The 12,310-nt window shown below is 35.0% G+C and carries 13 protein-coding genes; 11 read left to right on the top strand and 2 right to left on the bottom strand.

The window, feature by feature from the left end:
• The first annotated feature begins 150 nt into the window (after positions 1-150).
• From NQ185_RS18045 to NQ185_RS18020, 6 genes are all read left to right on the top strand, one after another.
• The gene (locus tag NQ185_RS18045; RefSeq protein WP_257583428.1) at positions 151-1,605 is read left to right on the top strand and encodes a DUF4153 domain-containing protein; all 1,455 of its coding nucleotides are present in this window, start codon (positions 151-153) and stop codon (positions 1,603-1,605) included.
• Positions 1,606-1,622: 17 nt separating this feature from the next.
• Positions 1,623-1,811, top strand: coding sequence for a hypothetical protein (locus NQ185_RS18040; protein ID WP_257583427.1), 189 nt, complete (start codon positions 1,623-1,625; stop codon positions 1,809-1,811).
• A 306-nt stretch (positions 1,812-2,117) separates the two neighbouring features.
• Entirely contained in the window at positions 2,118-4,688 is a 2,571-nt protein-coding gene (locus NQ185_RS18035; protein ID WP_257583426.1) for a putative bifunctional diguanylate cyclase/phosphodiesterase, read from the top strand.
• 178 nt (positions 4,689-4,866) lie between these two features.
• Positions 4,867-5,346: a DUF2975 domain-containing protein gene (locus tag NQ185_RS18030; protein ID WP_257583425.1), complete on the top strand. Its 480-nt coding sequence runs from the start codon at positions 4,867-4,869 to the stop codon at positions 5,344-5,346.
• A 10-nt stretch (positions 5,347-5,356) separates the two neighbouring features.
• Positions 5,357-5,572, top strand: coding sequence for a helix-turn-helix domain-containing protein (locus NQ185_RS18025; protein WP_257583424.1), 216 nt, complete (start codon positions 5,357-5,359; stop codon positions 5,570-5,572).
• Positions 5,573-5,833: 261 nt separating this feature from the next.
• Complete coding sequence (locus NQ185_RS18020; protein ID WP_257583423.1) at positions 5,834-7,207, top strand: MDR family MFS transporter; 1,374 nt, start codon at positions 5,834-5,836, stop codon at positions 7,205-7,207.
• A gap of 51 nt (positions 7,208-7,258) precedes the next feature.
• On the opposite strand, the gene NQ185_RS18015 is transcribed toward NQ185_RS18020, so the two are convergent.
• Entirely contained in the window at positions 7,259-7,741 is a 483-nt protein-coding gene (locus NQ185_RS18015) for a hypothetical protein (protein WP_373370829.1), read from the bottom strand.
• An 88-nt stretch (positions 7,742-7,829) separates the two neighbouring features.
• Here NQ185_RS18015 and NQ185_RS18010 point away from each other — a divergent pair, with 88 nt between their 5' ends.
• From NQ185_RS18010 to NQ185_RS17995, 4 genes are all read left to right on the top strand, one after another.
• On the top strand, positions 7,830-8,399 hold the full coding sequence (locus NQ185_RS18010; protein ID WP_257583421.1) for a vWA domain-containing protein: 570 nt from the start codon (positions 7,830-7,832) through the stop codon (positions 8,397-8,399).
• 75 nt (positions 8,400-8,474) lie between these two features.
• Positions 8,475-9,404 carry a glutaminase A gene (glsA, locus tag NQ185_RS18005; protein WP_257583420.1) on the top strand — a complete coding sequence of 310 codons (930 nt, stop codon included), beginning with the start codon at positions 8,475-8,477 and terminating at the stop codon, positions 9,402-9,404.
• Between the two features lie 200 nt (positions 9,405-9,604).
• Entirely contained in the window at positions 9,605-10,417 is an 813-nt protein-coding gene (gene speD / locus NQ185_RS18000) for an adenosylmethionine decarboxylase (protein WP_257583419.1), read from the top strand.
• Positions 10,418-10,491: 74 nt separating this feature from the next.
• Positions 10,492-10,674 carry a hypothetical protein gene (locus tag NQ185_RS17995; protein ID WP_213130950.1) on the top strand — a complete coding sequence of 61 codons (183 nt, stop codon included), beginning with the start codon at positions 10,492-10,494 and terminating at the stop codon, positions 10,672-10,674.
• A gap of 53 nt (positions 10,675-10,727) precedes the next feature.
• Here the strand turns inward: NQ185_RS17995 and NQ185_RS17990 are convergent, their stop codons facing one another.
• The gene (locus NQ185_RS17990) at positions 10,728-11,150 is read right to left on the bottom strand and encodes a cupin domain-containing protein (protein ID WP_257583418.1); all 423 of its coding nucleotides are present in this window, start codon (positions 11,148-11,150) and stop codon (positions 10,728-10,730) included.
• A 137-nt stretch (positions 11,151-11,287) separates the two neighbouring features.
• On the opposite strand from NQ185_RS17990, the gene cyoE reads away from it, so the two are divergent.
• The gene (gene cyoE, locus NQ185_RS17985; protein ID WP_257583417.1) at positions 11,288-12,205 is read left to right on the top strand and encodes a heme o synthase; all 918 of its coding nucleotides are present in this window, start codon (positions 11,288-11,290) and stop codon (positions 12,203-12,205) included.
• Positions 12,206-12,310: the final 105 nt, after the last annotated feature.

Raw genomic sequence — 12,310 nt, 5'->3', positions numbered from 1 at the left:
GGATTTTGGTGTGTGTGTGGTAACCTCACTTTTATCCTAAAATTATGGGGGTGGCAAGTTTTTTGCTTATAAACCCTTTTATATCAAGGAATTATTAACTTTTTACTATAGATGTTTTGACAATACGTAACGATACAAGGGGGTCTTTATATGGATTTGAAAATTGAAAGGGTAGACTGGTTATTTTTAAGTATGTGTTTCTTAGTAGGGATTATTGCTGAAGAAGCGTTTTTTAGGAATCAAATTGGTATATCCTATATCATCTTTATCGTTGTGTTTTATACCATTGTTTTATATAAGTTTCGATCATATCCATTCTCACATCAACGCTTCGGATATTTAGTGTTGATAGCAATATGGATTTTGGCAATCTGTTACTTTCTATATGATACAGCACTTTTCTATATGTTGAATATCATTGTCATTCCAGCACTTGTTATTTTCCAGCTAGTACTAGTTACATCGCCTCAGAAAAAAGAATGGAATAACCTGCGTTTTCTCTTTTCTGCTGCTCGTCGTCTTTTTGAAGGAATAGGTTATAGTGCTATTTTCACAAAGCATATTGCGTCTCTCTTTAAAAAGAGAACAAACAAAAAGCATTATGACATTTGGATAAAAATTATCATCGGAATTGCTATTTCAATACCAATTTTATTTATCATACTTAATCTATTAATTTCGGCAGATTCTCAATTTGAAAGGCTAATTAATAATATCCCTAACCTATTTAATATTAAGGCGGAATATGTGTTTCGTTTCATTATTATATTAATCTACACATTCACTTTCTTTGGTTTTATGGAAGTTCTATCACGAAAAAATATCGATCATGTCCAAAAGGAAGTTAAGCCAATCGCAATGGATGGAATCATCACAATTACGATGTTAGTCCTTCTTGATATCGTCTATATATTATTTGTTGCCATTCAATTCAAGTACTTTTTCAACGGCTCGCTTGATGAAGGATATACTTATGCGGAATATGCGCGACGCGGTTTTTTTGAATTACTATTTGTCACTTTAATTAATCTGAGTGTTACTACCGGAGTTATTAATTTTACGAAACATATTGATGGCTTTTTGAAACAGACAATGCGAATAGCCTTAACGGTTCTCGTGTTATCAAGTGGAGTTCTGCTAGTATCAGCATTCATGCGATTGACCATGTACGAAAATGCGTATGGCTTTACATTTACAAGGGTGCTGGCGCATTCCTTCATGATTTTCTTAATGGTTATTTTTGCATATACCTTAATTAAAATTTGGCTCGAGAAGCTTTCCTTATTCCATTTTTACTTCATTGCATCCCTCGTTTACTATGTGGGTTTGAATATCGTCAATATTGATAACTTTGTAGTTGAACGAAATATTGAGCGTTTTGAGCTTACCGAAAAAATCGATGTACATTATTTAAACAGCTTATCAGCAACAGGAATCTTGGGGCTAATAGAGATATACGAAAAGAATCCGAACGTTCCGGAATTAGAGTATTTGCTAAAAGTTCGTAAAACAGAAATAGATAATTTAAAAGATGTTTCTTGGCAATCGAAAAATCTTACGAGGAATAAAGCATATAAAAAGCTAAGTGAGTTGGATTTTAAGTAGAAAAGGGAGGAAGGAAAATGTCTAAATTAGGGTCGAATGCAAGACCAGCGGTTTTACGTGTTCATTCAGAGGAAAAGGCTAACGATTTTCAGCATTTATGTGAAGAAATGGACTGGAAGGTGATCATTACTATTGATCCTGATAACCCAGAAGATATTTCGGATTATCAAAGACTGATGGGGAAAAAATATAAAACAAAAATTTGATTTTTCATATGGGCTAAAATAAGTGAAATGGGCTGCTTTCAGATATCTGTAGGCAGCCCACTTTATTTCAAATGTACCCATGATGCCCGTATTTCAAAAGTTAGTAAGTCCATAAGAAAAATGGTAAGCTGATTATCTTCTGACAATCAGCTTTCTTCCATAATGAATAGGCATTTACAATTAAGACTATTTCCATATATTATGATTTATATAAGTAATATTATAGATTGGATTGTTTATATGTTTACATTTTTGAAAAAAAATAGTGGAGTATTACTGTTTTTTCTTATATTAGGACTTATTATTTTGTCTTCCAGTTTTAATATAGTTTTACCCTATGGGATTACTTTTGCTTTTACAAGTATCTTTTTATTTTTAATGCTGCGTCTTTTTGGGTTGCCACAAGCAGTGCTCGCTGGATTATTTACTACTTTTATTCTTTTACCTCATCAACTCTATTCTGTTGGACTGCAGGCTTTACTTGTAGTGGAAATCATATTTGTAGGTGCATTTTTTCATAAGGGTAGACGCGCTAAAATGTTTTTTGTCGATATCTTTTTTTGGATGACGATCGGATTAATTGGACTTTTTTTTATCAATCAGCCTTATTTGACTGGGAATGCCCTTTACTTCCAAATATCCAAAATGATTGTTAACGGTTTATTTAATGTAGTTGTGGCAGATATGCTTTTAGCCTATGTTCCTTTTTATCGTTTTTTCAAGAATAATAAAGTAAATAAGAACAATTTTTCTATCCATCAGTTTCTATTTCATATAATCGTCATTTCCATTATAGTACCGTTCTTTTTTAGTGTGATGACCAATGCGCGCAATGCTCAAGGGTTATTGGATAGTAAAAATATATCTCATGTAAAAAATATAGTTTCTATCATGGAAAAGGAAATTTCTGACTGGAGTAAAGAAGATTTAAGGCAATTATCAATAAAAAATGCAAAACAAATTGATCGGATGGATGAATTAGTCCACTACTTGGATTCCCCTGAATTAGATATTGTTATTATGAACGAAAAAAATGAAGTTTTCGCTTCAACATCTAAAGATATTCAGGTGAATACCGTCTATAATATGGCCAGTAACGAGGTTCTAAGATTGGCTAATAACGACTTTCTAGTCATATTACCTAAAGACGGGAGCTTCGCGCCAATTAATAAGTGGGGTAAGGGATATTATTTATATGATGAAGAATTAATATCTTCGAACATTAACATAATGGTTCAACTACCAATATCTCAATACCAAAATAAAATTTTCTCTATTTTTTTAGAGCAACTCGGATATTCCCTAATATTTGCATTATTCCTTTCTATTTTTGTACAGACTGTCAGCAGTATTTTTATGAAAAATATTAGACAATTGACATTAGCATCTACACGTTTACCAGAAAAACTAATTCAATTTGAACAAATTGAATGGCCCCTTAGCCATGTTTCCGAACTGCGTTTACTCTCGAAAAACTTAAAGGAAATGGCGGAAAAACTAAAAGAGTTATTCAGAGAAAGCAATGAAATGAATAATAAATTGAAAGAGCAGACAAAACAATTAATAGAATCTGAGTTTAGATTAAATCATTTAGCTTTTTACGATGTGTTAACGGGTTTACCTAATCGTCGTCATTTTCAGGATTATGTAAAAAGTTTGATTTACACTCAACCTTCTTCATTATTTGCTATTCTTTTTATTGATATTAATCAATTTAAGCAAGTGAATGATACGATTGGCCATGCAGCCGGCGATACACTGCTTCAATTAGTTGCAGACCATCTTCGTACATTACAAAACGAGAACCGCAATATTTTTCGATTAGGCGGTGATGAATTTGTCATCGTTCTAAGTATAAAAGAAAGAGAAGAAGTGCAGGAAACACTACAGCAAATGATTCAGGAATTTTCCACTCCTTTTTCCGTACAAGGTCATATGCTGTATGTTACAGCTAGTGTTGGAATCAGTTTATATCCGGATAATGGGGAGGATATAGATACTCTAATTAAATGTGCGGATATTGCGATGTACCATTCAAAAGAAAAAGGTGGGAATGTTGCTCGCTTTTTCAATGACTCGATGAGAAATAAATACGATGACCGCCTTCTAATTGAAAATTCTTTGAGGCAAGTTGTGGATAAAGGGAATTTTGAACTATATTATCAACCAAAATATCAATTTGGCCGAATTACAAGTATAGAAGCATTAATTCGGTGGAAAGATCCTGAACTTGGTTTTATTTCACCAGCCACTTTTATTCCGATTGCCGAAGAAATTGGATTAATATATGAAATTGATCGTTGGTCCTTAATTGAGGCATGCGAGCAAAATAAAGAGTGGCAGGATCGGGGGTTTCCGAAGATACCTGTTTCGGTGAACATTTCAGCAAAACAGTTTCAACGAGATTATTTGGTTTCGATGGTGAAGCAAGCGCTGGAAATATCGGGATTATCCCCTGAATATATTAAACTGGAAATAACGGAAAGTGTTTTTATTAAAAATTTGGACTATGTCACAACTGTTATTAAGCAGTTAAAAGAGATTGGCGTCAAAATATCAATAGATGATTTTGGAAAAGGATACTCTTCCTTGTATCCTTTACTGCAACTTCCAATCGATGAAATCAAAATTGACCGGCAGTTTATTTCCGATATCGATCAAAATATGAAAAAGTCCCGATTAGTCCAATCCATCCTTAGCATGGCAAAAGGTCTCCAACTAAATGTTGTAGCAGAAGGAATTGAAACAAAAGACGAAAGAAATACTCTAATGCAAATGGGGTGCGATGAGCTTCAAGGTTATTTATTTAGTCCTCCTATCAACGCCCAAGAGATAGAGACATTGTTTTCAGGAAGCTTGAAAAAAAACAAAATATGATTCAGAATGGGTAAAAATTAGAGCATTTCTTTTAATGAGGAATGCTTTTTATTTTGTCGGAAATTAAAGGGATATTTACTAAACAATAATAATATAATCACAAAGGATAATAATTTATTGTAAAACGATAAATTATTTGTTAAAATGAAATTGAAAATAAGTAAGAGAGGTGCTTTTTATGAAACGGGAAACATTCTTTTTAAAGCTCACTGTTTTTCTTATGGGGCTTCCTGTCCTTGCTTTGTGTATATTTGTATTGCCTAGGATAGCTGAATTTTTTGCAGAATTAAACCCAAAATTAGATTATCTACAATACCCCTTTTTAATGAGTTTGTATGTAGCGGCATTAATATTTTTTGTTGCCTTGTTCCAAACTTTAAGACTTTTAAACTATATTGACAAGAATTTGGCATTTTCGGAGTTATCTGTAAAGGCCTTGAAAAATATCAAATACTGCGCCATCATCATCAGTGCATTATTTGTCTTATTTTTGCCCCTTATATATCTCATGGCGGAAGTAGACGATGCCCCAGGCATGATATTAATTGGAATGGTCATTATTTTTGGTAGCCTGGTAGTTGCAGTCTTTGCAGCTGTTCTTCAAAAACTATTAAAAAATGCCATCGATATAAAATCAGAAAATGATTTAACAGTCTGAGGTGAAAACAATGGCAATTATTATCAATATTGATGTGATGCTTGCTAAAAGGAAAATGAGCGTAACAGAACTTTCAGAGAGGGTTGGAATTACGATGGCTAACCTTTCTGTATTGAAAAATGGGAAGGCAAAAGCGATACGATTATCAACTTTAGAGGCAATTTGCAAGGCTTTAGAATGCCAGCCTGGAGATATCTTAGAATATAGAAGTGATGAAGGCGATTGAATAGGGATGAAATTATTGTGAGAACGGGCACTTATTGAAAAAGCATTATCTTTAGCAACCGAATATTTCGGTTGTTATTTTTTTTTAAGTTATAGCGAAATTTCGGTTAACTGACTGCCTGATAAATTGTGGATGGCTTTTTTCACTCCATCTAAAGGCTCGGAATTGGGGTGATTTGTAGAGTGTAAGCAACTTGTTAATTTGCTATACTTTATTATGGGTAAAAAATGCCTGTGCTTTTCAACTTAAGGGAGAGAAAAAATGAATACAGAGACAAAACAAAAGTCTGTTGTGATAGCGTTATTAATATCGACGTTCCTTACAGCAATTGAAGGAACGATCGTAAGTACTGCAATGCCAAAAATAGTAGCAGATCTTGGGGGAAGCCATTTATATACGTGGGTGATTTCAATTTACTTATTAGCAATCGTTATCAGCACGCCGATTTTTGGGAAAATGGCTGATTTATATGGACGAAAGCTAATGTTTACAATTGGTACAATCATATTTTTAATTGGCTCCATGCTTTCAGGTCTATCCCAAACGATGGAGCAGCTTGTTATTTTCCGCCTTATTCAAGGGATCGGGGCAGGGGCATTATCGACTATTCCTTTTACGATTATTGGTGATGTGTTTGAATTTAACATGAGGGCAAAAATTCAAGGGTGGATGAGCAGTGTATGGGGAATTGCCGGTATTTTCGGTCCTCTTGCCGGTGGATTCATCGTCGATACGATATCTTGGCATTGGATTTTCTTTATGAATCTCCCTTTTGGAATTATATCGTTATTTCTATTATGGTTTGCTTTACATGAGCATATTGAAAAGAAAAAACAGGTTATTGATTATGCCGGCATTTTAACATTTACAATATGTATGAGCTCTTTCTTGTACGCTTTAACTTTAGTTAAAGAGTATAAACAAGTAACTAGCAATATTGCTGTTTTATTTATTGTAGCATTCGTAGGCCTTTCTGTTTTTATTTGGATTCAAGCAAAGGGAAGAGAGCCGATGCTGCCGCTTTCCGTATTTAAGAATAAATTTATAACGATTTCAAATGTTGCTGGATTTTTATTAGGTTTTATTCTTGTTACGATCACTTTCTATATCCCATTATGGGTACAAGGTGTAACAAATTTAAATGCAACTTTCTCCGGTATAGCCATGCTCCCCATGTCCGTTACATGGCCGTTTGGTGCACTTGTGGCAGGTAAGTGGATGAGCAAGAGACCAATTGCTCATATAACAATGGCTGGAATTGCGATTATTATCATAGGTTGTGTTGGGTTGGTATTTTTCCGGACCGAAACGACAGTGGCTTGGATGATGGTCGTAACAGGAGTGCTAGGAGTCGGTTTCGGATTGGCTTATACCGCCTTCACGGTTGCCGTTCAATCTGCAGTAGAATGGGAGACCCGCGGGGTGGCTATGGGTTCCCATAATTTATTAAAAAACCTTGGACAAGCAATAGGGATTGCTGTTTCAGGATTATGGTTGAGTGACGAATTACAAGGCTTCACATTAGAATCAAGCTTGCATAATGTGTTTATTTTACTGCTCATACTTGGAATATGCTCGTTGGCCGTAACCGGTATGCTTTTAAGCAAAAAAGGCAGGGAACTTGCTGTTCGTTAATATTTTTGGTCGACAAAGGGTTTATCTGGATTTCAGATAAACCTTTTGTCATTATAAAGGTTTCAAATCATAATGTTCCAGCGCTTGGTTAACATCGTGAATATGATAAATCTTTTTCTTTATACAAAATTGAATGATTAAATCAAAGGTTTCACTATCAGACAATGTGTAACCCGCCGAATTCAAAAGAGTATCCGTTTCTTCTTGTTCAAGCTCTAGAGCCAAGGCAAGTGAGATGATTGTATTTTTTCTCGGTCGATAGCTTGGATTTGAACGTATTTTAGAAAACAGCTTCCTATCAACTCCCGCTTTATGATAGATTTCGGGATCAGTTGCACCTTTCTGGTCGATAAAATCGAATAGTAGTTTTTGAAGTGAAGGTTTTCTTTTGTTCTCTATAAAATCGATTATTTCCTCATTGTACATACTTTCATGAGCGATATCTTCTGATATATTGAACGTTTTTAAAACAAAATAATGATCAATAAACTTCTGCAATTCACCTATAATTTTTTCATTTAGCAAATCGTCCATCTCCCCAAAATGTCGCTTTAAAGGCGACCAATATATGGATAATCTCAGCTATGATTATACCATCAGATGAGTAAGGGAGGATTTTTTTATGTTGACTGAAATCATTTTTTTACTAGATAGAAGCGGATCAATGGCTGGACTTGAACATGACACAATCGGTGGTTTTAATGCTCTGATTGAAAAACAACACAATCTTGATGGAGAAACAAAGGTGACAGCTGTTCTATTTGATGATCAGTATGAAGTTTTATGGAATGGAATTGATGCAAAAACTATAAAGCTAACTGAAAAAGAATATTATGTGCGTGGGTATACAGCCTTGCTTGATGCTGTAGGCAAAACGATACTAGAGGTAGATCATAGGTTTTCTAATGAGGGCAAACCAGATAAGGTTATTTTTGTTATTACTACTGACGGGATGGAAAATGCAAGTCAGGAATTTAAGTACCCTAAAATAAAAGAAATGATTAAGCAACAAGAAGAAAAGCATCAGTGGGAATTTATCTTCATCGGGGCTAATATTGATGTAGTAAAAGAGGCTGATAATATTGGAGTCAGCTCAGATAATGCATTTACGTTTGAAGCATCAAGTACAGGAGTTGAAAGTATGTATGAAATGGTTCACGAGGAAATCACAAATAGGAGAGTATACAAGTAAGGATGGATTTAAGTTTTAAACAAAGTTTAGAGTGATATTCCAAACTATGGTTCATACTATGGTTGGGTGATGAAGATGCCATGTCAATCAAGTGATGAATTAAATATCTTAGTTAAAGAGGCAAGAGAATACACAAAAGAAGGCAAGGTTGCGAATTATATTCCCGCCCTTGGAAGAGCTAATCCTCATGATTTATCCATTGCCATACAGTACCCTGATGGGCAATGTATTTCCGCGGGTGATATCGAGAGGAAAATTTCACTTCAAAGTATATCAAAGGTTATTAGCTTGGCTCTTGTTTTGATGGATAGAGGGTCAAACTATGTGTTCGAACGAGTTGGTATGGAACCGACGGGTGATCCCTTTAATTCAATTGCAAAATTAGAAACTTTGTCCCCGGCAAAACCTTTGAATCCAATGATCAATGCTGGAGCACTTGTCGTAACTCATATGATAAAAGGAAATAGTATAGAGGATAGATTCCAAAGACTTTTATCTTTTATAAGGGAAATGGCGAATGATTCAACGATAGATTATTGTGAAGATGTTGCTCAGTCTGAGTTTAAAACTGCCTATTTAAATAGGGCTTTGTGCTATTTTTTAAAACAACATCACATCATTGAAGAAGATGTGGAAAAGCTAATTGATTTATATACGAAACAGTGCGCAATCGAAATGAATTGCTTGGAATTGGCTAGAATTGGGATGATTTTTGCGATGGATGGAGTGGATCTAGAAAGTGGAAAGCAAATTATTCCTGTTCATATTTCCCGTATTTGTAAAACGTTCATGGTTACATGTGGTATGTATAATGCCTCCGGTGAATTTGCGATAAAAATTGGCATTCCGGCAAAAAGCGGCGTTTCAGGTGGGATTATGGGTGCAGTTCCTGGTAAATTTGGCATTGGGATTTTTGGCCCGGCATTAGATGAAAAAGGGAATAGCGTTGCGGGAATCAAATTATTGGAATTATTGTCTAGGAATTATAAATTGAGTATGTTTTAGCATCGGCGGTTACCTCGCCCAAAGTATAAAGTTTGACTTATACAAAGAATATCAGAGACATTTACAGGGGAAAGAAGCTTATGCAGTCTTTTCCTTTTTTGCAATGGCGCTGTTTGTTTTTTTATCTCACAGAACGGGTAACATAACAATATCTTAATAAAGAATAGAATTGTCTACATAAACTGAGGAGGGTCAGCAGTATGAAACTTACTCCTGAGCAGCGAATTGAACTTCATGGCTTTAATAACTTGACTAAGTCATTAAGCTTCAATATGTACGATATTTGTTTTACAAAAACGAAAAAGGATCGTGAGGCCTATATTGAGTATATTGACGAACAATACAATGCTGATAGGCTAACAGAGATTTTACAGCATGTAGCAGATATTATAGGTGCACATGTGTTAAATGTAGCAAAGCAGGATTATGTGCCGCAAGGAGCGAGTGTAACGGTCCTTGTTTCCGAGGGGCCTGTCGTTGAGGTTCCGGCAGAATCATATGAGGAGTCACCGGGACCACTTCCGGACAATGTCGTGATACAACTTGATAAAAGCCATATAACAGTGCATACGTATCCGGAATTTCATCCAGATGAAGGGATTAGTACATTTAGGGCTGATATTGATGTGTCTACTTGTGGTGAAATATCGCCATTGAAGGCTTTGAACTTTTTGATCCGTTCTTTTGAAACGGACGTCATGTCTATTGATTATCGAGTTCGTGGTTTTACGAGGGCGAAGGATGGTCATAAATTATTTATAGACCACGAAATTAATTCCATCCAAAACTATATTCCTGATGATCTAAAAGAGGAATTTGATATGATTGATGTTAATGTCTATCAGGAGAATATTTTTCACACAAAATGTAAGCTTAAAGAATTTGATTTAGATAACTATTTATTTGGACAATCCAAAGAAAACCTTAGCTCTGGGGAAGAAGAGGAAATTACCGAAAGAATTACAAATGAAATGGAAGAAATTTTTTACGGTAAAAATATTTATGATAGCTAGCGCTTATTAAAATGAAGAAGAATATTTCCAACTTCAATTCCCATACTAAAGAAACGAAGGAGGGATATTCATTTATGGCTAAGCGGACAAAGAAAAACGATCCGGAACAAAAAAACAAACAAGGATTTGACTCAAGTAAAACTGATTCAGAGTTCTCAAAAGAATTTGGCAGCGCAAATGCAAACCGCGCTCATAAGGAAAAAGCTAAAAAGGAGAAAAAATCTAAAAATCAAGGTGAATGGAGCGGAATGCACTGATTCATTATTTTTAAGGGAGCCGAATGGATTGAATGGCTCCCTTTTTCCTCATTTTAAAGCAATTCAGCTTCATACTGCTTAAAAAGTTTTTTCATCGTTTCAGGACTGCGGTCACTAGTACTATGAATCGCATCAATCAATTTTTGAGTTTGCTTATTCATGATAATTAGATATCGTGCATTCTCCTGTTTTGGATTCCAAAATGTATGTGGTGTTCCTCGTGGCACGATTACTGCCTCGTTACGATTAGCCTCGATTGTATCGTCTCCAATCTGAAATCCAAGTGTGCCTTCTAAAATAAACCACGCTTCATCATCTTCATAATGTAAATGAAGCGGAGCCATTAACATGGGTGTTTCGCCCTCGGGAGTACCTTCCGCACTCCATTCGGCGATTGAAATATTAGAGCCTTCCGGTGCAAGAGTTTGCCCGTCCCTCGTACGCATAATAAAGTCTGTTATTGAAAGTTTAGACAAATCAAAATCCCCCTAATTTAAAGACAGCTTTAAATGAATCATAAAACATTTCAAATAAAATAGAAAGAACGTTTTAATAGGGAATGAATGTTATAATGGGAAAAGATTATTTTTCATTTTCTACGGGAGGATATTGGATGAATAAAAATGATTTGCCTTCCCAAAAAAGGGACAAGAAACGGAATTTCTCTACTTTCATAACAGATTTAAAATCGCTTTTTAAAGCGGGAGTGTTACTTGCAAATGTATTGCCGGTCTTTACTGGATTCTGGTTAGCGCTTCATGTTTCTAATCAAACGTTTCTAGATAATCTTAATCTTTTCATATTAACTATAATAGGTAGTACATTGGTGATGGCTGGTGCACTTGTTATTAATAACTGGTACGATGTTGATATTGATACGGTTATGGCGCGAACGCAAAAACGGCCAACAGTAACTGGACATTTTTCACTTAAATTAGTATTAGCGATAGGAATCGGACTTTCTATTATTGGCTTCATTTTCCTATTTTTTACAACGATTGAAGCGGTCTTTTATGCTTTTATCGGTTGGTTCACTTATGTTGTTTTATACACAATGTGGTCTAAACGTAGATACACACTGAATACAGTGATTGGGAGTGTCTCAGGAGCGGTAACCCCTCTTATAGGATGGACCGCCATTATACCTGGATTACCTCTTCTTCCTATAGTTTTATTTATGATTATATTTATATGGCAAATGCCACATACCTTTTCAATTGCAATAAAAAAACATGACGAATATAAAGCTGCCGGCGTTGCTATGCTTCCAGTTGTTCGAGGGTTCGATGTAACAAAACGGCAAATGTTTGTATATATAGCATGCCTGCTGCCACTACCAATTTTTCTAGTACAGCTAGGTACAACATTTATCATAATCGCAACAGCACTAAATATAGGCTGGCTAGTCCTAGCTATCAGAGGATTTTTTACTAAAAACGATCTCAAATGGGCGCATGCTAACTTCCTATATTCCGTAAATTATTTAACAATTATTTTTCTGTTAATGATTATTATTACAATTCCATTTTAAACGCCTTATTGCTATTGCTAGGGCGTTTTTTGTTTTGTATAATATAGGTGTGCGTTATTAAGAACAACAGAGGAGAGTTGTATAGTTTTGGCAGAAGGATATTTT

The organism is Lederbergia panacisoli (assembly GCF_024626525.1).
GTDB lineage: Bacteria > Bacillota > Bacilli > Bacillales > Bacillaceae_C > Lederbergia > Lederbergia panacisoli.
The sequence above is the reverse complement of the archived record's forward strand: the minus strand, read 5'-3'. Positions and strand labels throughout refer to the sequence as shown.

Coding starts and splice junctions, on each gene's coding strand:
- NQ185_RS18045 (WP_257583428.1), top strand. CDS start 151: ATGGATTTGAAAATTGAAAGGGTAGACTGGTTATTTTTAAGTATGTGT.
- NQ185_RS18040 (WP_257583427.1), top strand. CDS start 1,623: ATGTCTAAATTAGGGTCGAATGCAAGACCAGCGGTTTTACGTGTTCAT.
- NQ185_RS18030 (WP_257583425.1), top strand. CDS start 4,867: ATGAAACGGGAAACATTCTTTTTAAAGCTCACTGTTTTTCTTATGGGG.
- NQ185_RS18025 (WP_257583424.1), top strand. CDS start 5,357: ATGGCAATTATTATCAATATTGATGTGATGCTTGCTAAAAGGAAAATG.
- NQ185_RS18020 (WP_257583423.1), top strand. CDS start 5,834: ATGAATACAGAGACAAAACAAAAGTCTGTTGTGATAGCGTTATTAATA.
- NQ185_RS18015 (WP_373370829.1), bottom strand. CDS start 7,741: ATGGACGATTTGCTAAATGAAAAAATTATAGGTGAATTGCAGAAGTTT.
- NQ185_RS18010 (WP_257583421.1), top strand. CDS start 7,830: ATGTTGACTGAAATCATTTTTTTACTAGATAGAAGCGGATCAATGGCT.
- glsA (WP_257583420.1), top strand. CDS start 8,475: ATGCCATGTCAATCAAGTGATGAATTAAATATCTTAGTTAAAGAGGCA.
- speD (WP_257583419.1), top strand. CDS start 9,605: ATGAAACTTACTCCTGAGCAGCGAATTGAACTTCATGGCTTTAATAAC.
- NQ185_RS17995 (WP_213130950.1), top strand. CDS start 10,492: ATGGCTAAGCGGACAAAGAAAAACGATCCGGAACAAAAAAACAAACAA.
- cyoE (WP_257583417.1), top strand. CDS start 11,288: ATGAATAAAAATGATTTGCCTTCCCAAAAAAGGGACAAGAAACGGAAT.